Origin of the sequence: Olivibacter ginsenosidimutans (genome assembly GCF_039542865.1) — a bacterium.
Lineage (GTDB): Bacteria > Bacteroidota > Bacteroidia > Sphingobacteriales > Sphingobacteriaceae > Olivibacter > Olivibacter ginsenosidimutans.
The window spans coordinates 1-24,655 of record NZ_BAABIQ010000035.1; the positions used below are offsets into that span (position 1 = coordinate 1).

Here is a 24,655-nt window from a genome sequence, read left to right on the forward strand (position 1 = left end):
TTCAGACATGACCATGCTATCGACATTAAACAGAAAAACAGCGATCAAGTGAAACCAAGCATGTTTTGTAAGAACATTGGGAATTTAACCGGACAACAATGATATTTATTATTAAGCAAATAAATAGTAAGTTATTGATTATAAACATATTAAACTTTTAACAAATGACTTTCAGTATATTATTTGGCTTCTTACCAAGAGAATCTAAAATTGACATCAACAATGAGTATTAAAACCACAAGTAAACATAAATTTTATACTGATAATAAATTAGTTATATATACAAAAAAATTTAATTTCGGGTATATTTGCACCAAAATAATCTTTGGCAAATAAAAAATTTTACTGTTTTTTATTTTTTCACCATTTTTGGTAAGAATGCGGCAATAATGCCAATTAGCGGAAGGAAGGAACAGATTTTAAATACATACTCGATACCGTTGCGATCTGCCAATGCTCCGAGCGCAGCCGAACCTATCCCACCCATTCCGAATGAGAAACCGTAAAATAGTCCCGCAACCAAACCTACTTTGCCCGGCAAAAGCTCAGTAGCAAATACTAAGATAGCAGAAAAGGCAGAGGCAATAATCAATCCAATCATAGCGGCAAAAACAACCGTCCAACCAAATGGAAGATAGGGTAAGAAAAGTGTAAAAGGCCCTGTTCCCAAAATAGAAACCCAAATAATTTTTTTTCGTCCATACCTATCGCCCAGTCTACCTCCAAGAATAGTTCCCACAGCGACAGTGGAAGCGAAAACAAACAAGCATAGCTGCGAATCTTTTACAGATATGCCAAATTTTTCTATGAGAAAAAAAGTCAGGTAGTTATTCATGCACGCTAGGTAAATGTATTTGGAAAATACGAGTAGTAAAAGAATGACGATAGAAGTTAAAACACGCTTACGAGACAATAGTATATCATCATCAAGGCGGGACTTTTTAGTGGTCTTACCGACAGCTAATTGTTCAGCGTACCAATCTCCCACTTTCCATAAAACGATCATACCGATAAAAGCAGCAGCAGCAAAGACGCTTACATAACTTTGCCCCAACGGCAACACGATTAAAGCAACCAATAGTGGCCCTACCGCACTTCCCGAATTGCCCCCCACTTGAAAGATCGATTGTGCCAATCCCTTGTGGCCCCCTGATGCAAGCTGGGCTACACGAGAGGCCTCAGGATGGAATATAGACGATCCCATACCAATTAGTGCTACAGCACAGAGTAAGAGCAGATAATAATGCGCGAAAGCCAAAAGCAATAGTCCTATCATGGATAGCCCCATTCCAGCAATTAAAAATCTTGGGTTAGGCTTTTTATCTGTATAGATCCCTACAAATGGCTGAAATATAGATGCTGTCATCTGAAAAACAAATGTAATGATACCTACTTGCATGAATGATAGTCGGAAACTGTCTTTGAGTATAGGATATAACGAGGGAATAATTGACTGAAGTAGGTCGTTCAATAAATGGGAGAAACTGGTCAAAAATAAAATTGGGTAAACAATTTTATGATAGACAGGTAAATTAACATCTGCTTTGAAGTTGTCCTTTATTCTTATTTTGTTCATTTTATTACGCAAATTTAAATCTGAGACAAGGACAAAATTTGTTTATTCAATAGATATATTTGTATATTTAAGACACTATAAATTTCAAACTCATGAGAAGGATACAATTTGAATCTCTGGTGGTGACCGAGTGGGACGTAGAGGAATTTCCTTTGCCTAAACACAAACATTCCTTCTATGAAATGATATACATAGTTGATGGTGCAGGAATCCACGTACTGAACAACAATCGTTTCGCTTATAAAGCTAGGGATCTATTTATAGTCAGTCCGGAAGATCGACACTATTTTGAAGTAGAGGAGCGTTCCAGATTTACCTTTATTAAATTTACAGATGATTATTTCGCTGGTCATAAGCAGCATCGTCCTCATGCACTATTTTTCTCTTCGCCGGAAGAAATCATGCGTAATAACCTATTAAAGGAAGTAAAGCTCGAATTAGACGAACTCAGCAATTCTATTTTAAGCAATATTATTAAAAACATTGTAGCGTACAATAGCCGAAAAGATATTGCTTCTTCTCCTTTAATATATTATCAATTGCTTTCTATTTTTGGATTAATCCGAGAAGCCGCATTGAAAATCGGCGTTCGAGTAGACAAAGAACAGGCTGGAAACGAAGAGATGGCATCATATATTCATGAGTATATTTATGAGCCCGAAATGCTATTGATGAAAAATATTGCGGGACATTTCCATCTTGCACCGGGTTACTTCAGCGCTTATTTTAAACGTAATTTTGGTATATCATATCGGGAGTATGTGAATGGATACCGTCTTAAACTGATCGAGAAACGTCTTACCATTCCCTCCCTAACAATAAAGGAAATTGCCGATGAATTTGGCTTTACGGATATAAGCCATCTTTCCCACTATTTTAAATCAATCAGAAAGATAAGTCCCAAACAATTTAGAGAAAAAGGAAGAAAACTAACTACTTCTTCAATCCCATAATCCACCTTCTCCTCTAAAAGTCTTTAAACCACTTTCAGCGGAAATACCAGCGCCCGTAAAGACAACTAGATGTGTCATCATCCATATGATTAAGCCATTTGAATATCTTGTACACTACGCAGGTTCGGAAAATAATGCTTGGCCCATTCAAAGCCACCGTATAACATAGTACAGTAAATCAAATTGCCCCATAATAGATTTTTTTCAAAGGGAATGGCCTTTATGTAGCAATCTATTAAGCCTTGAGCCGTTAACGGATAATATTTACCTGTAATCCAGACACCGAAATCAGTTATTAACCAATGTACAACCACCGCTGCTAAAGCGCCTAGCAATACCTGTAAAACGGTTACTTTCTTAATCATGCTCCCAATGAATACCATGACCGCAAATGCCAAATATACCCATGCTATTCCTTCATAAAAGAGGACGATTTTACCATAATAACCATAGTTTATCACCATATCTGAGAGAAAAAGGGCAAGCAAAGGAATCGCATAAGCTGTTGGTCGTTTACCGAAATAAGTACCTGCAAATAGAGCTAAAGCACCAACAGGTGTAAAATTAGCCCAGTTGACCGCTTTTCCAATATCAGGTATGCGTAATAAGGCCACGCACACAATGATCAGCACCAATACTAAATGTCTTATCGATATTCTTTTTTCTATGGTCATGACAACATAAATTGAGTTGCAAAATAAGTAAAAAAATGGTAAAGCTTAAAGTGAAAAGCTATTCATACGTAACGATTAGATAAAGTTAAGGAAATATATTACTTTTACTGTTTTATTTGTACGCTTATGAAAACCTATGTATTCCCTTTTTATGTTAAGTTGGCCTGCGTATTAATCAGCATATTACTTTTAGGCTATTTAGCTATTTTAGGCCATACCATTTTAACACCATTGATCTTTGGATTTTTATGTTCGGTCTTATTGCTACCTTTCGCTAATTTTTTAGAAAACCGATTAAAATTCCCCCGATCCCTCTCCTCCTTGGTTTCTTCTGTGACACTAGTGCTATTAATTGCGGCTCTACTCATTTTATTGGGTACGCAACTGTCTTCTTTAGCGAAAGATTGGCCAGCTTTTAAAGAGCAGGTGTTGACTTCTACTGCCGATTTGCAATTATGGGTATCAAAAACTTTTCATATTAATAATCAGGATCAAATCAACTACATTAACGAAGCCGCTTCAAAGTCATTAAGTACAGGAACCACTATCTTGAGTAAAACCCTAATGTCTTTATCGTCTGTATTTTTGTTACTCCTATTTTCTTTTCTATACACTTTTTTTATTTTATTTCATAGAAGGCTGATTATAAAGTTTTTGGTAAAATCATTTAAAGAAAAACATAGTGATACGGTATATGAGGTTATTTATCAAATTCAGTATATCATTAAGCGTTATGTTGTAGGTTTGGTTTTACAAATGGTTATTGTGACCATTTTGGCCTGTACAGCTTTTTACTTTATTGGCGTAAAATATAGTTTTTTACTGGGGCTTATTACAGGGATATTTAATATTATTCCTTATATCGGCATTTTTACCGCTTTAGTGCTAACGGTATTGATTACGTTTGCAACATCATCAGCTACTCATGTACTTTTCGTCATTATTACGTTAGTGGCCATTCATGTCATTGATGGTAATTTTATCATGCCGAAGATCGTTGGTTCTAAAGTTCAGATCAACGCGCTAATTGCCTTAATAGGCTTAGTTTTAGGAGAAATGATCTGGGGAATTACAGGAATGTTTCTTTCTATACCGATTATCGCCATTATGAAAGTGGTTTTTGACCGTGTACCTGAACTTAAACCTTGGGGCATGCTCTTAGGTGAAGAAGACGAAGTAGCGATCCCGCTTGAACCTAAAGCAGAAAAATTGACGGATGCCATTAGCGAAGGAGAAAAAGATTAAGCTAGGCAGCCAATTAATGCCATGAGGGATTAGCCGAGCGCTTTAATATACTGATGAAATAAGGTAATAGCTTCTCTTTTTTTGTCGGTTAAGGCAAAGTCAATAAAATGATTCAAATATTGAGCGAGATCAAAATCAGTCCGTTTAGGTAACGCTTCTAAAACACGTTCGCGATTAGCCAGTCCGAAAGCCATGGATTGATTGAATAATTGAATGAAATCTTCTGGTAAGGGTTTATTTGCTGCCCACACAGCAAAAGCAAAAGGGAGTCCGGTAAAATTCATCCATTCTTCTCCCATATCGTATACATAAGGATATTGTGTTTTTTTTCCAAAAGTTCGATCACCAATTTCGACGAAAGCATCGGCATCGGCATGCTCCACCAGTTCGACGGATCGTTTCCAGTAATTCTTAAACAATACACGTGCTAAGTTATTCGACGTTCGAGATTGTAAATCGAGGCGAAGGGTTTTAACTTCATTTACGGGTTTGTTGCTAAAAATGAAAACAGAATTTACAGCTCCTGTGGCGCCGATACAGTAATCGGAAATAATTTCATACGTTGGAATATGCAAGAGCGCAGCTACTGGAACTAAACCAACGTCTACTTGATTATCAATTAATTTTTGGGCGCAAATGCTTGGAATATCTAAACTCAGTTCTATTTTATGAATGAGATCGGTATGTTTAATACCATAAATGAATGGTGTCGTATTGGTATAGGATACGGCAGATACTTTAACGTTGTTCATGTAGTAAATTTAATATAATAGCTTATTCCTCGACTGTTCGTTGGAGTTCGGTTAAGTGGTTGATATTATAATGGTCTTCAATAGTAAAGATGCCGTTATCGTATGAAACCAAATATAGTGCGGTATTCATATGCGGAAAATCGTCCATTTCCGAAAGTGGCTTATTGATCAACAGACATAAAAAAATACGCATAGCGCGGCCGTGCATACATACCAGAACTTTTCGTTCATCTTTTTTCGAAAGCATGTAATTTAAGGCTTTTTTTTGTCGTTCTTGTACCGTTAAGGGGTTCTCTCCCTCGGCTACACTGACTTCCAATTTTCCTTCACTCCATTGCTGGGTGATGGAATTAAAGCCCGTTATGATCGTGTCTGATTGCACCTTCCCCTCGTATATGCCCCAACTTATTTCATCAAGCCCTTCTAATTGTTCGTATGGAATGCCATCTGCCATAAATTCAGCTACGGTTTGATGGGTTCTTTGCAATGTAGAGGTATAGATTTTGTCGAACCCAATGCCTTTATATGCTTCATAAAAAGCATGAGCTTGCTGTTTTCCGTATGCATTCAATGGGGTATTGACTCCTCTGCCTTGAACTATTCCTTGTTTGTTTAAGTCTGTTTCGCCGTGTCGGATAATGTAAAATAGTTTCTTCATTTAATTTTTAAGTATCGGGTATCAAAGACGTATTTAGTTGTGCGTTCTACCAACCACTGATAACCATTAACGAACAGCCAATAACTAATCATTCAGTACCGGCAAGCTATAGTAATTCTTTTTGGGGGATGTCGCTTCGTCAAATACAACATCCTGATAATCGGTAACGACATGATACAACGTATCACGTTCAATAGGATGTCGGCCTACATTTTTAATAAGTTCTACCAATTGCTGTGTGCTCATAGCCGGATTTTTCTCCTCGGCGCCAGCCATCGAATAAATTTTTGTTGTATCATCCAATGTGCCATCAATATCATCTACACCGAAACTTAAAGACAATTGTGCGGTATCCCTGCTAATCATAGCCCAATACGCTTTGATATGCGGAAAATTATCCAAATAAATACGTGCTATGGCGTAATTTCGAAGATCTTCAATAACCGAAGATTCGGGTACATCGGACATTTGATTATCCTTATTTCGGAACTTCAATGGAATAAATGATTGAAAACCACCTGTCTTATCTTGCAATTGACGAAGACGCTCCATATGATCCACACGGTGGTGAAATGCTTCGATATGTCCATAGAGCATGGTTGCATTAGAGTGCATGCCTAATTTATGCCACTCTTCGTGAATCGCCAGCCATTGTTCGGCATTACATTTATCTTTCGCTATTTTATCCCGTACTTCTGGAGCAAAAATTTCTGCACCTCCTCCCGGCATCGATTCGAGCCCTGCTTCTTTCATCATCCGCATGCCGGTGGCATAATCTACTTTAGCCTTTTTGAATATGTAGTGGTATTCTACAGGCGTAAGTGCCTTTACATGTAAGTCGGGGCGATGTTTTTTGATGGCGCGAAACAAATCCATATAGAACTGCATATTGTACTGCGGTAATACCCCCCCTACAATATGTACTTCGGTAACCGGTTCGTTATCGTATTTTTTTATGGTTGCCAACATTTCATCCATGGTGGCTTCCCAGCCTTCTGATCGTTCTTTGATCAATCTTGAATAGGAACAGAATTTACAATCATAAACGCAAAGATTAGTTGGTTCAATGTGGAAATTCCGATTAAAATAGGTGTAATTCCCATTCTTCTTTTCTCTTATATAATTTGCCAGCACTCCCAAGTACCCTAATTCTCCCTTTTCATACAGCAATACTCCCTCATCGAAAGTAATGCGTTCACCATGAAGAACTTTTAAAGCTATACTTTTCAAGTCGGGATCAAGATGGGGATCATTGATTACTAATGCTAACCTGTTAACAGCTTCCATACACGAATATCTTGTAGGCAAACTTAGATAAAGTTGCCTTGATATGCAAGCTTACAATTGTGAGCGTAACGTAAATTATTGAAATCTTATTTTTTCAAGACGCTTGGTCAAACTATTTAAAAAGATTTTTGTTACACCTTAAAAGGCTTAGCGTGACCCCTATCCTTTCGTAAAAAGCCATTTTATCAGGCAATATTTGTTTTTTAAATCAGTATAAATATGCTTTACTGCTCACCAGTTGTGTTGATTAGTGAGATTATTTAAAAAGCGAGTATAAAAAGGTCGTATATTTTATATATAGAAATAATTTGTCTAAATTTAAAACACTGGAAATTTGGTTCTCATATTTTAATTCTTGAATTATGGATAACTTAAAAGCTGACCCCATCCTCTTACGAAAACTAACCATTGATGATGCGGTAATATTCGATAATACCTATGCAAGACCAGAGCTATTTTGGAAAATTAATATTAATGACGAGATTGGTAATGAGTCTGCAGAAGATTTTACCAAACGAATGCTTTGGTTATGTAAGTATGTCTATACCATACGGTTGAAAAGTAATCCAAGTCAGGTGATCGGTTCCTGCGTATTATACAACTGGAATAAAAAAAAGAAAGAAATTTTCTTTGGCGGTTCGTTATTGCCCGAATATTGGGGAAAGGGAATTATGCCAAACGCTTTTAACCAGATGATTGAGATGGCTAAGTATTGTTTAGGCGCATCTTTTATTAAAATATGTATTCACGAGGATAATCAACCAGCTACTAGAATGGTAAAAAAATTAGGCTTCTTTAATGCATCTAAGGAAAATGAATTGATCACCTATACCCGTCCGATCGATTTACCACCATCAACAGCTAAACTCATTCAAAAAAATAACGGCGGATTCCAGCAAGCGATCTAGGATTCCAACAAGCTATTTAATCTAATCGTTGTTCATGAATTTGCTTGGTCATTCCTGCTCGTAGCAGAGGCATGTTAACATGTGCGCTTGTCCTACTTATCACGTAAAAAGGTTTTGCACTATCAAAATAAAGTGTATATTTGCGGCATACATTAACCGTGTATTGATCAATTCCTCTTTAATAGAGTCTTGATTTATAAAGAAGTGGCGAGAGACCGGCTCTGAGACCCACTGGCAACCATCCATAATAGTTTTGGAAAAGGTGCCAAATCCTGTCCCAAATTTATGGGAGCATATAAATAAAAAAGACAATGAAATCACAGATTACCGAGCGTATTATCCTTGCTGTTTTGAAAAGCTTAACCGTGTTTTTCAAACCCTTATCTTATAGCACCAAAGACCTTCCTATTTTTACGATGTATCGTTATCAACGCTATATGTGCTGTTAGGACATCTCCTTTTTGATCTTTTTCAAGCCATCCATCGATTAACGTACTATTGTTATATTTTTTAACAGGGAAAATAATAGAATACCATAATAGAAACGAACATGTCAACAGAAAATCTAAAATTTGAAACCTTACAAATACATGCCGGCCAGGAAGTAGACCCTACTACGAATTCGAGAGCTGTACCTATTTACCAAACCACTTCCTATGTATTTAATAGCTCGGAACATGGAGCCAATTTATTTGCATTAAAAGAGTTTGGAAATATCTATACGCGGATTATGAATCCGACGACTGATGTCTTTGAGAAGCGTATAGCGGCGCTGGAGGGAGGTGTAGCTGCACTTGCTGTGGCATCTGGCCAAGCGGCACAATTTATTGCATTGAACAATATTTTAGAAAGCGGAGACAATTTTGTATCGGGCGCTAGTTTATATGGCGGTACCTATAATCAATTTAAAGTTTCTTTTAAGCGTTTGGGTATCGAGGTTCGTTTGGCTGAAAATGATAAGGCAGCGCATATAGAGGCACTTATTGACGATAAGACAAAAGCTATTTACCTGGAAACCATTGGTAATCCAAGTTTCAGTGTTCCCGACTTTGACGATGTAGCAGCGGTTGCGAAGAAACATGACTTGCCTCTACTAGTAGATAACACTTTTGGTGCGGCTGGTTATTTATTTAAGCCATTAGCACATGGAGCACATATTGTGGTAGAGTCAGCAACCAAATGGATTGGTGGCCACGGCACGAGTATTGGTGGTGTTATTGTTGACGGAGGAAACTACAATTGGGGTAATGGTAAATTTAAGCAATTCAGTGAACCGTCTGAGGGTTATCATGGCTTAGTGTTTAACGATGTTTTTGGAGCGAATGGCCCCTTTGGAAACATTCAATTTGCCATTCGTGCGCGTGTAGAAGGTTTACGGGATTTTGGTCCTGCCCTCTCCCCTTTTAACTCCTTTTTGCTCCTACAAGGTGTAGAAACTTTATCATTGCGGGTACAACGCCACGTGGATAATGCCTTAGCATTAGCCGAATGGCTTCAAGCTCACCCACAAGTTCAAGCCGTTAATTATCCTGGTTTGAGTAGTAGTCCCACCTATGCCAATGCCAAAAAATATTTAAAAAATGGTTTCGGTGCCGTCTTATCTTTTGAGCTTAAAGGAAAGAAAGAACAGGCAACAAAATTTGTCGATAGCCTGAATTTAATTAGTCATCTGGCAAATTTAGGCGATACAAAAACATTGATTATTCAGCCATCGGCAACCACGCACCAACAATTACCAGAGGCGGCTCAAATAGCAGCTGGGGTTACTCCGACTTTGTTGCGTATATCGGTAGGCTTAGAACATATTGACGATATCAAAGCAGATTTACAGCAGGCTTTTGATCAGCTAAAATAGAAGTGAACAGACGTTTAGCGACAAAATGAGTATTCATAAATTTAACTATACAAAGACCTTTCCGTTAGAAAATGGTAAGCGCTTGAAGGGGGTGCAAATTGCGTACCATACCTATGGCCGCTTAAATACCCGTAAGGATAATGTCATTTGGGTATGCCATGCTTTAACGGCAAATTCGGATGTATTTGATTGGTGGCCCGGCTTATTTGGCGAGAAGGATTTATTTAATCCTCAAGAATATTATATTATCTGTGCCAATATTATCGGATCACCTTACGGCACCACGAATCCGTTGAGTATTAATCCATCAACAGATCAACCCTACTACTTGGCTTTTCCACAGTTTTCTATTCGTGATTTAGCTGCAGCGCATGAATTATTGGCAGCGCATTTGGGAATAGCGAAGATCAAGGTGCTGATTGGTGGCTCATTAGGCGGTCAGCAAGCGATGGAATGGGCTATTAGCCATCCTGAACGGATAGAAACCTTAGTATTATTGGCAACTAATGCTCAACATTCGCCGTGGGGTATTGCTTTCAATGAAAGTCAGCGACTGGCTATTCGCGCTGATCGGACATTTTATGCGAATAAACCTCATGGTGGTGCTAAAGGCTTAAAAGTTGCGCGGAGCATTGCACTGTTGTCTTACCGAACCTATGAAACTTATGGTGCCACTCAATTGGAAACCGATGCGGATAAAATCGATGATTTTAAAGCATCTTCTTATCAGAATTACCAAGGTGAAAAATTAGTTAAACGTTTCAATGCCTATAGTTATTGGTTTTTAAGCAAGGCAATGGATGCACACCATGTTGGTCGTGGAAGAAATAGTATTGAACAGGCACTTCAGGCCATTACGGCTAAAACTTTAGTCATTGGAATAAGCAGCGATCAGTTATTTCCATTGGAAGAGCAGCAATTTTTGGCCAAGCATATTCCCGCTGCTAAATTTATAGCCATTAATTCCTTTTACGGACACGATGGTTTCCTGATTGAGACGAAGCAAATCAGTAAGGAAATTGCCGCTTTTTTAAAACAAGCAGCACCAGGTAAAACCGTGCAAGCGTTTATTTAAATAATGTATCAAGACGTAGGTATCAAGTATCAAGACATCAGTATCAAGATGTAAGCCTGTGTCAAGATTTGAACTGCTTATTGTTAAAATAGAATCTTATGTCTTGTATCTTGATACTTATTAATATAGAGAGAAGAATTAGAACAATATGAGCAAAAAGCTTACTTTAGGACTGTTTGGCTTTGGCGTAGTGGGTCAGGGCTTATACGACATCATCAAAACCAAGAAACTGAATTTGGCGATTAAGCGTTTCGCCATCAAAAACCCAGAAAAGAAACGTACACTACCCCAAGAACTGTTTACAACAAATGCTAATGATCTATTACTTGATCCAGCAATCAATACGATTGTTGAATTGATTGATGATGCAGAGGCTGCCTTTACTATTGTATCCACTGCGCTGCGTTCAGGAAAACATGTCGTATCGGCTAACAAAAAAATGATTGCCAATCATTTAGAAGAATTGATTGCCATACAACAAGAATATGGTACCAGTTTATTGTACGAAGGAGCTGTCTGTGGGAGTATCCCCATTATTCGGAACTTGGAAGAGTATTACGATAATGAGCTGCTCCATTCGGTTTCGGGAATATTTAATGGATCATCCAATTATATTCTTTCCAAGATCTTCAATGAACATTTGGATTACGATACGGCATTGAAACAAGCTCAACAATTAGGGTTTGCCGAAACAGATCCCACCTTAGATGTGGCCGGTTTTGATGCAAAATATAAGTTAGCTATTGTAGCGTCACATGCGTATGGCTTATATGTAAAGCCGGAAGATATCCTGAATATTGGCATCGATCAACTGTCAGATTACGATATTCGGTTTGCCCGTGAAAAAAATTATAAAATTAAATTAGTTCCTACGGCTAAAGAAATTGGAAACGAGAAAGTAATTTTATATGTTGTTCCTAAATTTGTCACCGAAAAAAGCATCTTATATACAGTGGAAAATGAATATAACGGTGTGGTGGTACAGGCCGCATTTGCAGATCAACAATTTTTCTACGGTAAGGGTGCCGGTGGACATCCAACGGGTTCGGCAGTACTTTCTGATATTACGGCACTTCGCTATGATTACCGCTATGAATACAAAAAACATTTAGAATCTATTCAGCTTACGCACAGTAACGATCATTTACTGAAAGTTTATCTGCGTTATAATGATGAAGCTATTGTCGATAAATTGGAATTTAAAAAAGTTTCGGAGCGTTATTATGCACGGGACTTTAAATACGTGATTGGAGAAATCAATTTAGAGTCGTTAATCGCACATAGAGAAGCCTTAATAGCGGATAGCAGTTTTGTTGTGGAGATACCTTAATGGTTGTTCGTTATTAGTTATTAGTTATTGGTTGTTAGCCGGTTGGTTGTCTATTCTATTTTATGTGTAAGACGATAACGAATAACGAGCAACTAATAACTAACAACTATATATGTTGCGCAATAACATAGCCACTGGCCCAGGCCCATTGGAAGTTGTAGCCACCCAACCAACCGGTTACATCCACGCATTCACCGCCGAAATAAAGTCCGCTACACTTTTTCGCTTCCAGCGTTTGTGACGATAGTTCGGCGGTATCTATTCCCCCACGCATCACCTCCGCTTTATCATATCCCTTGGTTCCAGCGGGTTTTACTTCGAAATGGTGTAACAGCTGGTGTGCCTGTTGCGCTTCCTGTTTGCTCATGGAAGCAATCTTTTTGGTGATGGGAAGGAACTTACCCAAGGCCTCAGCGAACTTCTTGGTAAAATGATCTTGCAGCAGTTGTAGCAGCATACGCTTCCCTCCTTTTTCTCTTTCTTCCTGTATCCATTTGGAAAACTGCTTACGAGGCAATAAATCTATGATAATATGCTCTCCCGGATTCCAATAAGACGAAATCTGAAGGATTGCCGGACCGCTAAGCCCCCAATGCGTAAATAAGATATTTTCTTCAAAGCTAATCCGTTCGTTAGATACCTTACAAAAGACCGTATTGCCTGCCAGTGCGCTAAACCACTCGGCATCCTTGCCCGTAATCGTTAAGGGAACCAGGGCGGGCTTAGGTGCTACGATAGCTAAACCAAAAGCTTCGGCTATTTTTAAGGCGAAGTCACTTGCACCCAATTTTGCTACGGGCAATCCTCCACTTGCCATGACCACAGTCCGCGCTGCTAACGTTTGGATTTGGCCTGATTGCTTATAGCTAACAGTGAAATCTCCTGTTTGCTGATTTTTAGTGATGGCAGTAACATCAGCGTGAAGGTATACATCTTGTCCCAGTTCCCGCAATAGCTTACTGAAAACCGATACAATATCTTTGGCCTTATTGCTAATGGGAAAAAGTTGCCCTAAGGTCTTCTCTTGTCCACGAATACCATACGTTTCAAAAAAATTAATGGTATCATTAACTGTCCATTGTGCGAGTGTTGCTTTACAAAAATGTTCATTTTGTGAATTAAAATGAACCGCTTCTGTATAGAGGTTCGTATAGTTGCAACGGCCGCCACCGGAAATCAGGATCTTCGCTCCTATTTTATCGTTTTTTTCCAATACGGCAACATGTTTTCCCAAAAACCCCGCTTGTACGGCACACATCAATCCACAGGCACCACCGCCGACAATGATGGCATCGTACCTCATGGCAGATCGATTATCCGCCGCTCGCGCGCGCTTTGTTCACCCAATTCCAATAGCTGAATCACTGTCCGGGCCTCTTCCGGTTTTACCATAAGATCAGTTATGCCATGAATAGCATCACGTACATTTTCATAGTAAGCTGGATAATTTCCCCGCTGACTTGGTATTTTCCGACGGGCGTCTGGCCTTTGTGCTGTGGTATGTAGTATGCCCCAAATTTCTTCTGGCTCAGCACCCCAGTCTGTGGTATTTAAAGGTGTTTTTCCTGCTTTTAATGCTTCCTCTTGTGGATCTACGCCTGGTTTTACAAAAGCACCTTCGGTGCCATATAATGCAAAACGAGGGGTGGGTTCTTTAATCAACATGCTTCCCTTAAGCGAAACCTTCAGCCTAGGATAATAAAGTAGCATTTCAAAATCATCCACGGCTCCTACCCCTTCGCGCATCTTACGGAGTGAAGCAAATAACGCCTGAGGTTTTCCAAATAGTTGGAGGCTCTGATCGATTAAATGTGCCCCCAAATCATAAAAGATGCCCGATCCGGGAAGATCGTGTTCTCGCCAGGCATTTGGCCGAAGGTAGTTCCTAAAACGGTCGTAGCGCACTTCATAGGTTACTAATCTTCCCAATGCTCCGTTAGTTAAGATATCCTTTACGGTGAGGTAATCGCTATGCCACCGCGCGCTATGGAAAACCGATAGCACCTGTTGTTGCTGCTTTGCTAGCGCAATCAATTCGTCTGCTTCTTCAGTCGTATTGGTAAACGGTTTTTCAACGACCACATGTTTTCCTGCTAAGAGTGCCGTTTTTGTTAGCGAAAAGTGAACATCATTGGAAGTAGCGATAACAACAAGATCTACCTTGGGATCATGTATGATCTCTTCTGCCGAAGTACAGATTTGGGTGTTTGGATATTTACTTCGCAAGATACTTTGCTGCTCCTCTTTTCGTGCGGAGACTTTATAAAGGTTGAGGCCGGCTACTGCGCTTATAAGTGGCGCGTGAAATACTTGCCCAGCCATACCAAAACCAATTAAACCTATATTCAGGGAAGGATATTGCATGGTGCGAAGATATTAAAAACCGAGCAAAGCAAGCTCATCGATGCCTTTGAAAATAAACAAAATATTAAAAAGGAAAAGTTAAAAAGAAAAAAAGGTTTTACAAGAAAATCCTAACTGAATAATCAGTCAGGATTTTTCAAAAATAACATTATAACAATTAGTTTTCGCTAGATTGATAATGGCTAACAGCAAAAGCTTTAGGGCTTACGCCTACATCAATCGGTTGGCTAGCGGATATAAGTCCACCGCTATATTGATCATAAGCGAAAATATACATTTTACCATTACTGCTATAATCACTTGCGTCGCCAACATACAATGAACTAGCTTCGTAAATAAAATTTAGACTATATGGGTTGGTTATATTTGAACTAGCAGCAAAAGGCTGAACTGTAGGTGAGGTTGAAGAAGAAGTGTTCATAACGAGTAACTGTCCCTTACTCCCATCGTTATCACCATAATTATGGCTTATTAAATAAGCTTGTTGAAGTTCCGGAATCACCGCTATGGCCTCAGCACCAAATGATAAAGAGGTTGCAACAGTATTAGTAGCTGTATTCACAATGTAAAGTTTAGAAGGAACAGCGGGCTCGGTACTTTCACCATCGTAAATAGCTGATGCATTTACATAAAGCACATTCGTTTTAGTATCGGCAGCAATTGTGGTAATGTTGTCTGCAACCGTAATATTAGTTTCAACGGTTAATGTACTAGGATTTACAACAGATATATGATTATCGTAATCCCCACCCGCTAACTTTTCTCTCCAGCCTGAATTAGCGACATATATTTTTCCATTAGTTGTTGTCAGTTGCTCTGGGCTATGTCCTACTTCAACATTTTTCATGTTATAGCTATCTGTCGTATCTATGGCGTATAGTTTATTTTCTTTACTACTAGTTGCATATACTTTTCCCTTAAGTGCTAAAAGATAACGCGGAGTGGAAACGTCAATAACCTTAAGCTCTTCTTTTGTTAGGGCATTTAACACGACGATCTTATTGGCATCTGTAACACTAATATATAACTTTGTGCCATAGGTAATCATATCATTCGCTCCAGCGCCTAAATTACCGGAATATGCGGCATTAGTATATTGATAAGTGCCATAGCTATAGAATCCTAAATTAGAAGTTCCTCCATAGGTGCCTTCGTTCAATACAAATATACCCACATTTTCTGGGGTTGGTTCTATTGGTGTAACCTCATCCTTATCATTACACGCACCCAAAGTAAGTAAAGCCCCTGCTAATAGGCTTAAATAAAAAAAGTTGATTTTCTTCATTTGTTGTTTATAAAAGTGAATCTGTTTGTTATTTGTACTGCTATAACGGTTTACAAATGGTTTATGCTACCTTTTAAAATAAAATATTTTCAACCCAATCGACCAAAGTTTTAGCCGCTAAGATCAGCGCAAATGTAGTTATATTGCATGGTATAACAAAGCTGCACTATTGTTGCCTATGGTAATTGGCTAAATTTTGTAATTTTAGGTCTCAAATGCACAGCTAATGAACCGATTGTTCCTTTTTCTAATCCTTTGTTTGTTTTTTTTACAAACAAGCGCTCAAAAAATGGATACTACTTTTTTAAAACAACTGATCGAAGGGCATCCGGATCTCTTTCGGGCCGTTTTGGATGATCCACAACGCAAGCAGGTACAAATTTTGTATACGCAAATTGACCGGGATGAACATCAAATGCCACATTTTACTTCCTATAGTTATCGTTTAGATCCTACCTGGTATTTCTATCCGGCAAGTACCGTAAAACTGCCTACCACGATTTTTGCATTGGAAAAAATCAATGCCTTGCAACGAGAGGGTATAACCAAAGATACCCCTTTACGGGTCGATACCGCTTGGGAAAAGCAAACTCGGGTAACTGCGGATACTTCCGCTCCTACAGGCTTGCCAAGTATTGGCCATTATATCAAAAAAATTCTTCTTACTAGTGATAATGATGCTTTTAATCGTTTGTTCGAATTTGTCGGCCGTGCCGAGATCAATAAAAAGCTGAAGCATTATGGCGCAAAACACAGTCGCATTGTTAATCGTTTGGCGATAGGTGATAAAGGAGAATGGGCCAAGCATACCAATCCTATAACTTTTTACCAAGGGGATCAGGTGATCTACCAACAAGAAGCACAATATGATCCGAAAGATTATCCCTTAAAATTGCAGAACGTGGTGCGTGGAAAGGCCTATATGGATGCGAACGATAGCCTTATTCACAAACCCTATAGCTTTGAAGGACTCAACGTATATCCCCTGGCTGATCAACAACTCCTTTTGAAAAAATTACTTTTTCCAGAAGCCTTTCCCAAAAAGAAACGGTTTCAGTTAAGGGAGGAAGATTACCGATTCATTTATTACTATATGTCACGTTTCCCACAAGAGGTAGATTACCCCAAATATGACAGTACTGAATTTTGGCCTACCTATAGTAAACTGTTGTTTTTTGGTCGGGAAAAATACCCAAAGCCCGATGGTACTATCCGGAGTTTTAATAAGTATGGTGATTCCTATGGGTTTAATATCGATAATGCCTATATCGTCGATTTTGAAAGGGGTGTCGAATTTCTATTAACGGTAGTTGTGCAATCAAATAATAATGACATCTATAATGATGGTCTTTACGAATACGAAGAAGTTACTTACCCTTTTTTGAAAAATATTGGCCGATTAATCTATGACCACGAGTTAAAACGAGTAAAACGCTTAAAACCGGATTTGACAAAGTTTGATTTTAGTACACCGCCCACTAACAACGAATAACAAACAACAAACAACAAACAACGAATAACGAATAACGAATAACTAATTACCACAAACCTCGCAAGGCATAATGGAATTATCGCAATTAAGTACATTAAAATCCACGAATTCCGTTACTCCAGCGATTCTACCCCGTTCACTATGTTGCCAAATGTCCCATTTTCGTTGAATATAATCTGGTTTATCATCGCGTTCATAGTGGGCAATCCATAATGGATATGAATCAAATGATTCGCCGAGATAATCACGGTAAAAGGTGGTATAGGTATAAATGATCGGCCGAATACCATAATAATTATGCAAGGCATTTAGACATGCTTGTAAGCGCTTTTTTAATACATTTTTATCTGTCCGATGCGTTTTTTCAATATCAACCACTGGTGGCAGACAGCCTGCTAAACTTCCTACGTTTTTAATGAACAATGCGGCCTGTTTTTCCCCGTCCTTGTTGGGATGGAAATAAAGATAAGCACCTCGTTTCAGATGATGTTCAGCAGTTGCTTTCCAATTTTCCTTAAACCGCTTGTCTTGACGCATTCCCATAGTGGCGCGCATATAAACGAAGGAAATATGGATATCGCTATCCTGTGGACTGCATAGTTTGTCCCAATCAATTTTTCCTTGGTATTGGGAAACATCAATACCGTGCATGTGATAACCTGCTGGCATGCTAATGCCGAAATGGCTTCGGTTGAAGAGCGCGTGGTTAATTAGGGCAATACCAATCAATATCGCAAAACAAATTCCCAGGCCGAACCATTTCCAGCGGCCCCTAGTGGGAATATCTTGCTTGGTCTTTCTCTTTTTTCGTTTGTTAGTAGTCACTTGGATGATAGGCTTGCTTTAATCATTCGATCAGCCCCGTGGATATCCTGAAATAAGGATACGTTGCTGAAACCCTTTTTTTGCAATAAGGTTTTTACTTCTTGTCCGTATTTTTGATTAATTTCAACATACAGTAAGCCATTCGGTTGAAGGTGCTGTAAGGCAAAAGAAGCAATGGTTTCATAAAATAATAAAGGCGCCTTATTCTCCACAAATAAGGCCAGATGAGGTTCAAACTCCAATACCTGAGCTTGCATGTCCCATTTTTCATCATGGGTAATATAAGGTGGATTACTTACCATAATATCCCAATATTGCTCATCGGTAAATACAAGATCCCATTCTAAAATATCAGCTAATATAAAATGTATTAAGGTATTATTATTTAACGCATTATATTTAGCAACTTCAAGTGCTTCTTTAGAAATATCCAATGCGGTAATATGGGCTTCAGGCAGGTGTTTTTTCAACGCAATGGGGATACAGCCCGTTCCTGTGCCTATGTCTATGATACGAAGTTCAGGCCTCCTATCCGCTTGTTGATCTTGAAGGATCAAATCAACTAATTCTTCGGTTTCCGGTCGAGGGATGAGCACATCTTTGGTTACCTTAAGCGATATACCCATAAATTGGGTTGATCCGATAATTTGCTGAATAGGTTCTCCTCTACGCAAACGAACAAGTATTTTTTCCAATTGTTGTTCATCAGCAGCGCTTAGTGCCAGAGGCTTGCCTAACAGGTAATCCGTTCGTTTATAATGAAAGACATCTTCCAATACGATAATAAAGACACTTTCCGCTTCTGATTCGCCGTAAGTCGGGCTAAGCGTATTCAGAAACCGTTGCCGTATAGTTTTGAATGTTTGTGTCATTTTATGGGTGCAAACATACGAAATTAGAGGTGAGATATTGCTTTCGCTATAAAACTGTAAAAAAATAAGCTCTTGGACGTACAACTGATAAAAATGTGTAGGTTTGCACATGCCTAATCACGAAATCTATATGCGCCGTTGTTTAGAACTGGCTCAACTGGGGCTAGGCACGGTTAGTCCGAACCCCATGGTTGGCGCTTTGGTGGTACACAACAATAAAATTATTGGTGAAGGCTGGCATCGGAAATATGGAGCAGCACATGCTGAGCCGAATGCTATTGCGGACGTGTTTAACCGATATCCCAATGCTGCCGACTTGCTGCGAGCGTCTACCGTTTATGTAAGTTTAGAACCCTGTTCCCATCAAGGAAAAACACCACCATGTGCCGATCTCTTGATTAAACATCAAGTAAAAAAAGTCGTGATTGCATGCCGAGACCCCTTTGAACAAGTAAACGGACGTGGTATTCGGAAGTTGCAGGAGGCAGGAATTGAAGTGATAGAAGGCGTATGTCAAGAAGAGGCGGCATTTGTTAACCGGCGTTTTTTTACCCGAGTACAAAAACAACGACCTTACGTCCTATTGAAATGGGCTCAAACTGCCAATGGTTACTTTGCTCCAACCGATCACACACAACGATGGATTACCGGACCTTTGGCGCAACGATTAAGTCACCAATGGCGAAGCCAGGAAGATGCGATATTGGTAGGGGCAAATACCGCTTTGATCGATAATCCACAACTAACGGTGCGGCATTGGCAGGGAAAAAATCCTAAACGTATTGTCATCGACAAAACACTTTCGTTGCCACAACACTTGCACCTATTTGATCAGACTGTGGATACCATCGTATTTAATGCAGAAAAATCCGAGTGGCAAGAAAATCTTAAATACATTGCTTTAGAAAATTTCGATTTGTACCTTCCTCAGCAGCTATTGTATCAGTTGCATTTGATGGATATCCAATCGCTTGTGGTAGAGGGAGGCGTAAAAACACTTCGCTTGTTTATCGATGCGGGATTGTGGGATGAAGCGCGTGTATTCGAAGGTGACGTATATTGGGAAGATGGTATAGAAGCCCCTCGTTTGCCTATGCCTCCGGAGACTAAACAACAGGTCGGAAAAGATTTATGGACAACTTATTTTAACCAAGATGCATTTTCTACTTTTAAGCGTTTTGTGTAGTGTAACCGTCTCCGTCATTATTAAACTGGCTAGACGCTATTCTGTCAATGTACTACAAATGATTGCATGGAATTATCCCATTGCCGTACTGCTGAGCTACCAATATCTTCAGCCTGATTTACAGGCCTTTTCTTTAGAGCAGGCGCCTTGGCTTAGTTATTTAAGTTTGGGTATTTTACTTCCAGCTTTATTTGTTGTTCTAGCTACTTCCATTCGTTATACAGGCATTGTACGAACAGAAGTTGCCCAACGTTTGTCGTTATTTATTCCATTGCTGGCAGCATTTTTTATTTTCAAAGAAGAAGTCCAAGCACTTAAACTAATCGGTGTGGCTGTTGGCTTGGCAGCTATTATTTGTTCTATTAAATGGAAGCAGGATCGAAGCGCTTATCATTCCGGACAGTATACGTGGATTTATCCCTTGATGGTATTTCTCGGAATGGGTATGATTGATATTCTTTTTAAACATTTGGCACAATACCAGCAACTCTCGTATAAAACATCGTTATTTATCGTTTTCGTGCTGTGCACGGCTTTTTCTTTCCTTTATTTGGCTTATCTTGCATTAACCAAACGTGCACATTTTTCGCTTTCTGGTACTCTTTGGGGGCTTGTTTTAGGACTTTTTAATTTTGGTAATATTTTATTTTATATGAAAGCGCATCAGGCTTTGCCGAATAATCCTTCGGTGGTTTTTTCTGCAATGAACATTGGTGTTATCCTTGTTGGGGCCGTAGTAGGCTTATTTTTATTTAAGGAAAAGCTTACCTTACTCAATAAAATCGGACTTTTACTTGCCGTAATTTCCGTCCTGATGATCAGCTTTCTATAGGCTTAATTTAGGTTTATAGCTCATGAATTTATTTGAAGATACGTATAAGACCATCGAACAAGCTACGGAAGGGTTGTATAAAGATAAAGGCAGCAAGTTTATCGCTTATGCTTATCCCTTTCGTGATGCAACGGATTTGAAACAGGTCATTACCGAAATGAAAAGTCTTCATCCGAAAGCACGCCACCATTGTTGGGCCTATCGCCTAACAACCGACCGGTCTATTTTTCGCCTGAATGACGATGGAGAGCCCTCGGGTACAGCCGGACGTCCGATTTTAAATGTGCTTTTGTCTCAAGACCTAACCAATATCATTGTCGTTGTCGTACGGTATTTTGGTGGAACCCTATTGGGTGTTCCAGGGCTCATCAATGCATATAAAAGTGCTACACAAGACGCCATCAACCAAGCAAATATCATCACGCGAACGGTGAATGACGTATATGAGGTGCACGTAGAATATCCGCAGCTAAATGAGCTCATGCGTGTAGTAAAAGATGAGGAGTTGACCTTACTGGAGCAACATTTTGATAATGAATGTTCGCTCGTTTTCGAAATTAGGCAAAGTCGGGTTAATCAAACCCTAGGCCAATTGCAACGCTTAGAAAATGTAAAAGTAAAATACCTAAAATCAGTATAAATCTATGCAGCTTACGGCAACAGACCTCCTATTGAACCCAGATGGTAGTGTGTATCATTTAAATCTCTTGCCGGAAGATCTGGCAGACACTATTATCACGGTGGGTGATCCAGATCGGGTCGGTCAGGTAAGTCAGTACTTTGATCGCATTGAATTAAAAAAAGGGAAAAGGGAATTTCGGACACATACAGGCTTTATTGGTCGAAAAAGGATAAGCGTCATTTCTACTGGAATTGGCACAGACAATATTGATATTGTCTTAAATGAGTTGGATGCGTTGGTAAATATCGATTTGGAAAGCCGCACCATAAAACCGCAATTACGAGCACTGGATATTATTCGTATCGGAACCTCTGGTGCCTTGCAAGCGGCTATTGCCATAGATACGATATTGGTGTCCACCTTTGCCATCGGCTTAGATCCTCTTTTACACTATTACCGAATGGATGAATCGGTTGAAGAGCGTACATTACGGGAAGCCTTTCAAAAACATATCGCGCATGACCATTTGCATCCTTATGTAGTAGCGTGTTCGCCACAATTATCTGATCGTTTGGGAAAGGATGTCGCTTATGGTGTAACCTTAACTGCTCCCGGTTTTTATGCACCACAAGGACGTACAACGAGGGCAGAACAAAAGCATGGTACGCTGTTTCGTACCTTATGCTCTTTTTCTTTTGGAAATTTTGTTCTTGCAAATTTGGAGATGGAGACTGCCGGAATTTATGGTTTAGCTAAATTACTTGGTCATCGCGCCCTATCGGTCAATACCATATTAGCAAACCGCTTAACGCATACCTTTAGCAAGGAACCACAAAAAGCTGTTGAGCGGACCATACGATGGACATTAGAACGCTTAGCTTGACATTTCCCCTTTCTTGTTAAGCTTGTTTGGCCAATTGGATATTACTGACCAGTTTGATTTCTTCGCCAAGAGCCAATCCTCCAGTTTCAGTTAAGGCATTGTAGCTTAAACCAAATTCTTTACGATTAATTTTGCCGGTAATTTCGAAGCCTGCTTTTGTATTGCCGTAAGCATCCTTTTCAATGCCACCGAACTCAACGTTTAAGGTTACCGGTTTTGTCACTCCCCTTAAAGTTAAGTCACCTGTTAATTCAAACGTACCCTCACCTACTTTTTTCCACGAAGTAGAACTAAATGTAATTTCCGGATGTGTATCTGCGTCAAAAAAATCGCCTGTCTTTAAATGATTGTCGCGATCAGCATTTTTCGTATCAATGCTTTTAACATCAATTTTAAAGTTCGCTTGTACATCATCAAAATTGTCTGTTGCTGTTGCACTTCCTTCAAATTGGTTAAATGCTCCAGTTACCGTGGAAATAACCAAATGTTTAATCTTAAACTGAACGTCCGAATGTGCCGGATCTACTACCCATGTTGTTGCCATATGTCAAATTTTTATTGTTTGTATGTTCACTTCATCAAATATAAATGCTTTACTATTAAAATAATGTTATAACATATATTTATGAAATTAACGTGACACGATAGCATAATGAATATGTCTCCACCATGGTCGAAATAAGGTTTCCACTACAGTCGGAATGACATGTTAAGTCCTATTGAGTAATTTATTAATAGTGATTTTTCATTTTAACAGTACACAGCCGGAAAAAACGACGTGTGGCCATCTGCAACGAACGGAATATTAGAGCATCAGCTGTATACCTCCCATAAAACCAACATTAAGGGCCTGGTAATCATTCTTCCGTTGTCTGTCCCATAATTCAAACTTCACTAGTTTTTTGCCATCTTCATTGTCAGTATTGACATAATTGAACGATGGTCCGCCATATAGATAAACATTATTGGCAATCCTAATTGCTGGGAGGATCCGTAGACCATTTTTACTGAAATAATGACCATCAAAATCGGTTAAGGTGATGCTGTTTATTTCAGCAGCCAACCTAAAATTTCGGGTGTTTAACAACTTAGCTCCGATACCCCCCTGAATGCCATAACGTATCTGTTCATATTGCGGGTTAAATCCGATACCCAGAATGCCGTAAAGCACGCGTCCTCCAGATCTGAAATTTACAAAGGTGGACAAATCTTCATCAGTTTCTATACCGATGCTTCTTTCTCCATTCTTTACGAGGTTTATTAAACCGATGGCGTAATCACTATTATCGGCAATATTTACCACGCCCAACTGTATGCCTGTTACCTGTTTTGCTTTATTGACAACACCAGCCAATTGTGCGCCGTGAACATCTGTTGCATGATTAAACACGCCAGCCAGCTGAATACCATTTACTTGTCCACTTAAGTTGCCAACACCAGCGGCTTGCAGACCATTAGCATCGTAGGCTATATTAGACACTCCGGCAAGCTGCGCACGTGTTGACCCCATACTGCGGTTAACTACGCCAGCCAACTGAACACCGTTGTTTGCCTGTTGCGCAAGGTTAATTACTCCTGCTAACTGTACGCCGTGCAAGGTACCGCTTACCTGATTCCATAGACCAGCAGCTTGTAATCCAGCGGCATCACCTTTGATGATACCCGCTCCTCCGTATAGGGCTAGCCCCCTTTCTCCTCCGGATAGGCCTGCTATTGCGTGCAAACTTAGGTGATTAGTATATTCCTCGGCCTTGCCCCCGTGCGTACTTAAAGGATAGATAATACCGATGTGTGCAGGGCTATTTTCTTGAGCAAATAACGAAAAAACAGTTGTTAGTAAAGCGGCTGTCAATATGATCCGCTTGTGGTTCCATGCATTCTTTTTCATAAATCTTGTCATCCTATTCATTTGTTGTTTAATAGTATGACAAGTTATCTGGGGTTCCCCCCTATTGATGAGTTTATTTAATTTTATCTTTAC

Annotated in this window: 23 protein-coding genes, 1 pseudogene and 1 riboswitch; of the genes and pseudogenes, 11 read left to right on the forward strand and 13 right to left on the reverse strand. The window is 39.3% G+C overall.

From position 1 onward, the window contains the following. Positions 1 to 352: 352 nt before the first annotated feature. Positions 353 to 1,576, reverse strand: coding sequence for an MFS transporter (locus tag ABD930_RS11770; protein WP_345231922.1), 1,224 nt, complete (start codon positions 1,574 to 1,576; stop codon positions 353 to 355). A 92-nt stretch (positions 1,577 to 1,668) separates the two neighbouring features. Between ABD930_RS11770 and ABD930_RS11775 the strand changes: the two genes are divergently transcribed. Further along, a complete protein-coding gene (locus tag ABD930_RS11775) occupies positions 1,669 to 2,529 on the forward strand; it encodes a helix-turn-helix domain-containing protein (RefSeq protein ID WP_345231923.1) in 861 nt (286 codons plus the stop codon). Here ABD930_RS11775 and ABD930_RS11780 read toward each other — a convergent pair. After that, positions 2,524 to 2,607: pseudogene (locus ABD930_RS11780) on the reverse strand (NAD-dependent deacylase); the annotation flags it as partial. The gene ABD930_RS11775 and the pseudogene ABD930_RS11780 overlap by 6 nt on opposite strands. Before the next feature lie 11 nt (positions 2,608 to 2,618). Continuing rightward, a complete protein-coding gene (locus ABD930_RS11785; protein ID WP_345231924.1) occupies positions 2,619 to 3,203 on the reverse strand; it encodes a DUF6580 family putative transport protein in 585 nt (194 codons plus the stop codon). Positions 3,204 to 3,329: 126 nt separating this feature from the next. Between ABD930_RS11785 and ABD930_RS11790 the strand changes: the two genes are divergently transcribed. Then, positions 3,330 to 4,448, forward strand: coding sequence for an AI-2E family transporter (locus ABD930_RS11790; RefSeq protein ID WP_345231925.1), 1,119 nt, complete (start codon positions 3,330 to 3,332; stop codon positions 4,446 to 4,448). Positions 4,449 to 4,477: 29 nt separating this feature from the next. On the opposite strand, the gene ABD930_RS11795 is transcribed toward ABD930_RS11790, so the two are convergent. The 3 genes from ABD930_RS11795 to mqnE form a co-directional block, all read right to left on the reverse strand. After that, positions 4,478 to 5,200, reverse strand: a complete 723-nt coding sequence (locus tag ABD930_RS11795) for a menaquinone biosynthetic enzyme MqnA/MqnD family protein (RefSeq protein WP_345231926.1) — start codon at positions 5,198 to 5,200, stop codon at positions 4,478 to 4,480. Positions 5,201 to 5,222: 22 nt separating this feature from the next. Beyond that, positions 5,223 to 5,858, reverse strand: a complete 636-nt coding sequence (locus tag ABD930_RS11800; RefSeq protein ID WP_345231927.1) for a histidine phosphatase family protein — start codon at positions 5,856 to 5,858, stop codon at positions 5,223 to 5,225. Between the two features lie 84 nt (positions 5,859 to 5,942). Further along, positions 5,943 to 7,145, reverse strand: coding sequence for an aminofutalosine synthase MqnE (gene mqnE, locus ABD930_RS11805; RefSeq protein WP_345231928.1), 1,203 nt, complete (start codon positions 7,143 to 7,145; stop codon positions 5,943 to 5,945). A 362-nt stretch (positions 7,146 to 7,507) separates the two neighbouring features. On the opposite strand from mqnE, the gene ABD930_RS11810 reads away from it, so the two are divergent. The 4 genes from ABD930_RS11810 to ABD930_RS11825 all read left to right on the forward strand — a co-directional run bounded on the left by ABD930_RS11810 (position 7,508) and on the right by ABD930_RS11825 (position 12,313). Next, on the forward strand, positions 7,508 to 8,053 hold the full coding sequence (locus ABD930_RS11810) for a GNAT family N-acetyltransferase (protein WP_345231929.1): 546 nt from the start codon (positions 7,508 to 7,510) through the stop codon (positions 8,051 to 8,053). Between the two features lie 191 nt (positions 8,054 to 8,244). Further along, a riboswitch (SAM riboswitch) is annotated at positions 8,245 to 8,355 on the forward strand. Positions 8,356 to 8,603: 248 nt separating this feature from the next. Continuing rightward, complete coding sequence (locus tag ABD930_RS11815) at positions 8,604 to 9,908, forward strand: O-acetylhomoserine aminocarboxypropyltransferase/cysteine synthase family protein (protein ID WP_345231930.1); 1,305 nt, start codon at positions 8,604 to 8,606, stop codon at positions 9,906 to 9,908. A 25-nt stretch (positions 9,909 to 9,933) separates the two neighbouring features. Beyond that, on the forward strand, positions 9,934 to 10,983 hold the full coding sequence (locus ABD930_RS11820; RefSeq protein ID WP_345231931.1) for a homoserine O-acetyltransferase family protein: 1,050 nt from the start codon (positions 9,934 to 9,936) through the stop codon (positions 10,981 to 10,983). Positions 10,984 to 11,131: 148 nt separating this feature from the next. After that, the gene (locus ABD930_RS11825) at positions 11,132 to 12,313 is read left to right on the forward strand and encodes a homoserine dehydrogenase (RefSeq protein ID WP_345231932.1); all 1,182 of its coding nucleotides are present in this window, start codon (positions 11,132 to 11,134) and stop codon (positions 12,311 to 12,313) included. A 106-nt stretch (positions 12,314 to 12,419) separates the two neighbouring features. On the opposite strand, the gene ABD930_RS11830 is transcribed toward ABD930_RS11825, so the two are convergent. The 3 genes from ABD930_RS11830 to ABD930_RS11840 form a co-directional block, all read right to left on the reverse strand. Continuing rightward, positions 12,420 to 13,616 carry a BaiN/RdsA family NAD(P)/FAD-dependent oxidoreductase gene (locus ABD930_RS11830; RefSeq protein ID WP_345231933.1) on the reverse strand — a complete coding sequence of 399 codons (1,197 nt, stop codon included), beginning with the start codon at positions 13,614 to 13,616 and terminating at the stop codon, positions 12,420 to 12,422. Beyond that, complete coding sequence (locus ABD930_RS11835; protein ID WP_345231934.1) at positions 13,613 to 14,677, reverse strand: oxidoreductase; 1,065 nt, start codon at positions 14,675 to 14,677, stop codon at positions 13,613 to 13,615. Before ABD930_RS11835 ends, ABD930_RS11830 begins: the two co-directional genes overlap by 4 nt. A gap of 157 nt (positions 14,678 to 14,834) precedes the next feature. Beyond that, positions 14,835 to 15,962 (reverse strand): YncE family protein, encoded by a 1,128-nt coding sequence (locus ABD930_RS11840; protein WP_345231935.1) that lies wholly within the window; start codon positions 15,960 to 15,962, stop codon positions 14,835 to 14,837. 289 nt (positions 15,963 to 16,251) lie between these two features. Here ABD930_RS11840 and ABD930_RS11845 point away from each other — a divergent pair, with 289 nt between their 5' ends. Beyond that, positions 16,252 to 17,454: a serine hydrolase gene (locus ABD930_RS11845; protein ID WP_345231936.1), complete on the forward strand. Its 1,203-nt coding sequence runs from the start codon at positions 16,252 to 16,254 to the stop codon at positions 17,452 to 17,454. Between the two features lie 42 nt (positions 17,455 to 17,496). On the opposite strand, the gene ABD930_RS11850 is transcribed toward ABD930_RS11845, so the two are convergent. Both ABD930_RS11850 and prmC read right to left on the reverse strand, forming a co-directional pair. Beyond that, positions 17,497 to 18,279: a glycoside hydrolase family 25 protein gene (locus tag ABD930_RS11850; protein ID WP_345231937.1), complete on the reverse strand. Its 783-nt coding sequence runs from the start codon at positions 18,277 to 18,279 to the stop codon at positions 17,497 to 17,499. Then, positions 18,276 to 19,151 carry a peptide chain release factor N(5)-glutamine methyltransferase gene (gene prmC, locus ABD930_RS11855; protein WP_345231938.1) on the reverse strand — a complete coding sequence of 292 codons (876 nt, stop codon included), beginning with the start codon at positions 19,149 to 19,151 and terminating at the stop codon, positions 18,276 to 18,278. The genes ABD930_RS11850 and prmC overlap by 4 nt, the downstream gene beginning before the upstream one ends. Before the next feature lie 109 nt (positions 19,152 to 19,260). Here prmC and ribD point away from each other — a divergent pair, with 109 nt between their 5' ends. Genes ribD through ABD930_RS11875 form a run of 4 tightly spaced genes read left to right on the forward strand, consistent with a single transcriptional unit; the run spans position 19,261 to position 22,674 of the window. After that, positions 19,261 to 20,337: a bifunctional diaminohydroxyphosphoribosylaminopyrimidine deaminase/5-amino-6-(5-phosphoribosylamino)uracil reductase RibD gene (ribD, locus tag ABD930_RS11860; protein ID WP_345231939.1), complete on the forward strand. Its 1,077-nt coding sequence runs from the start codon at positions 19,261 to 19,263 to the stop codon at positions 20,335 to 20,337. Continuing rightward, on the forward strand, positions 20,306 to 21,169 hold the full coding sequence (locus ABD930_RS11865; protein ID WP_345231940.1) for an EamA family transporter: 864 nt from the start codon (positions 20,306 to 20,308) through the stop codon (positions 21,167 to 21,169). Before ribD ends, ABD930_RS11865 begins: the two co-directional genes overlap by 32 nt. Positions 21,170 to 21,191: 22 nt before the next feature. After that, on the forward strand, positions 21,192 to 21,809 hold the full coding sequence (locus ABD930_RS11870) for a YigZ family protein (RefSeq protein WP_345231941.1): 618 nt from the start codon (positions 21,192 to 21,194) through the stop codon (positions 21,807 to 21,809). Between the two features lie 4 nt (positions 21,810 to 21,813). Then, positions 21,814 to 22,674, forward strand: coding sequence for a nucleoside phosphorylase (locus tag ABD930_RS11875; protein WP_345231942.1), 861 nt, complete (start codon positions 21,814 to 21,816; stop codon positions 22,672 to 22,674). A gap of 16 nt (positions 22,675 to 22,690) precedes the next feature. Here ABD930_RS11875 and ABD930_RS11880 read toward each other — a convergent pair whose 3' ends face one another. Together ABD930_RS11880 and ABD930_RS11885 are read right to left on the reverse strand one after the other, a co-directional pair. Next, complete coding sequence (locus tag ABD930_RS11880) at positions 22,691 to 23,218, reverse strand: YceI family protein (protein WP_345231943.1); 528 nt, start codon at positions 23,216 to 23,218, stop codon at positions 22,691 to 22,693. A gap of 261 nt (positions 23,219 to 23,479) precedes the next feature. Continuing rightward, positions 23,480 to 24,574 carry a hypothetical protein gene (locus ABD930_RS11885; RefSeq protein ID WP_345231944.1) on the reverse strand — a complete coding sequence of 365 codons (1,095 nt, stop codon included), beginning with the start codon at positions 24,572 to 24,574 and terminating at the stop codon, positions 23,480 to 23,482. Positions 24,575 to 24,655 lie beyond the last annotated feature (81 nt).

What these genes read in the sequence shown, in the direction of transcription:
- ABD930_RS11770 (WP_345231922.1), bottom strand. Translation starts at nt 1,576, where the DNA reads ATGAACAAAATAAGAATAAAGGACAACTTCAAAGCAGATGTTAATTTA.
- ABD930_RS11775 (WP_345231923.1), top strand. Translation starts at nt 1,669, where the DNA reads ATGAGAAGGATACAATTTGAATCTCTGGTGGTGACCGAGTGGGACGTA.
- ABD930_RS11785 (WP_345231924.1), bottom strand. Translation starts at nt 3,203, where the DNA reads ATGACCATAGAAAAAAGAATATCGATAAGACATTTAGTATTGGTGCTG.
- ABD930_RS11790 (WP_345231925.1), top strand. Translation starts at nt 3,330, where the DNA reads ATGAAAACCTATGTATTCCCTTTTTATGTTAAGTTGGCCTGCGTATTA.
- ABD930_RS11795 (WP_345231926.1), bottom strand. Translation starts at nt 5,200, where the DNA reads ATGAACAACGTTAAAGTATCTGCCGTATCCTATACCAATACGACACCA.
- ABD930_RS11800 (WP_345231927.1), bottom strand. Translation starts at nt 5,858, where the DNA reads ATGAAGAAACTATTTTACATTATCCGACACGGCGAAACAGACTTAAAC.
- mqnE (WP_345231928.1), bottom strand. Translation starts at nt 7,145, where the DNA reads ATGGAAGCTGTTAACAGGTTAGCATTAGTAATCAATGATCCCCATCTT.
- ABD930_RS11810 (WP_345231929.1), top strand. Translation starts at nt 7,508, where the DNA reads ATGGATAACTTAAAAGCTGACCCCATCCTCTTACGAAAACTAACCATT.
- ABD930_RS11815 (WP_345231930.1), top strand. Translation starts at nt 8,604, where the DNA reads ATGTCAACAGAAAATCTAAAATTTGAAACCTTACAAATACATGCCGGC.
- ABD930_RS11820 (WP_345231931.1), top strand. Translation starts at nt 9,934, where the DNA reads ATGAGTATTCATAAATTTAACTATACAAAGACCTTTCCGTTAGAAAAT.
- ABD930_RS11825 (WP_345231932.1), top strand. Translation starts at nt 11,132, where the DNA reads ATGAGCAAAAAGCTTACTTTAGGACTGTTTGGCTTTGGCGTAGTGGGT.
- ABD930_RS11830 (WP_345231933.1), bottom strand. Translation starts at nt 13,616, where the DNA reads ATGAGGTACGATGCCATCATTGTCGGCGGTGGTGCCTGTGGATTGATG.
- ABD930_RS11835 (WP_345231934.1), bottom strand. Translation starts at nt 14,677, where the DNA reads ATGCAATATCCTTCCCTGAATATAGGTTTAATTGGTTTTGGTATGGCT.
- ABD930_RS11840 (WP_345231935.1), bottom strand. Translation starts at nt 15,962, where the DNA reads ATGAAGAAAATCAACTTTTTTTATTTAAGCCTATTAGCAGGGGCTTTA.
- ABD930_RS11845 (WP_345231936.1), top strand. Translation starts at nt 16,252, where the DNA reads ATGGATACTACTTTTTTAAAACAACTGATCGAAGGGCATCCGGATCTC.
- prmC (WP_345231938.1), bottom strand. Translation starts at nt 19,151, where the DNA reads ATGACACAAACATTCAAAACTATACGGCAACGGTTTCTGAATACGCTT.
- ribD (WP_345231939.1), top strand. Translation starts at nt 19,261, where the DNA reads ATGCCTAATCACGAAATCTATATGCGCCGTTGTTTAGAACTGGCTCAA.
- ABD930_RS11865 (WP_345231940.1), top strand. Translation starts at nt 20,306, where the DNA reads ATGCATTTTCTACTTTTAAGCGTTTTGTGTAGTGTAACCGTCTCCGTC.
- ABD930_RS11870 (WP_345231941.1), top strand. Translation starts at nt 21,192, where the DNA reads ATGAATTTATTTGAAGATACGTATAAGACCATCGAACAAGCTACGGAA.
- ABD930_RS11875 (WP_345231942.1), top strand. Translation starts at nt 21,814, where the DNA reads ATGCAGCTTACGGCAACAGACCTCCTATTGAACCCAGATGGTAGTGTG.
- ABD930_RS11880 (WP_345231943.1), bottom strand. Translation starts at nt 23,218, where the DNA reads ATGGCAACAACATGGGTAGTAGATCCGGCACATTCGGACGTTCAGTTT.
- ABD930_RS11885 (WP_345231944.1), bottom strand. Translation starts at nt 24,574, where the DNA reads ATGACAAGATTTATGAAAAAGAATGCATGGAACCACAAGCGGATCATA.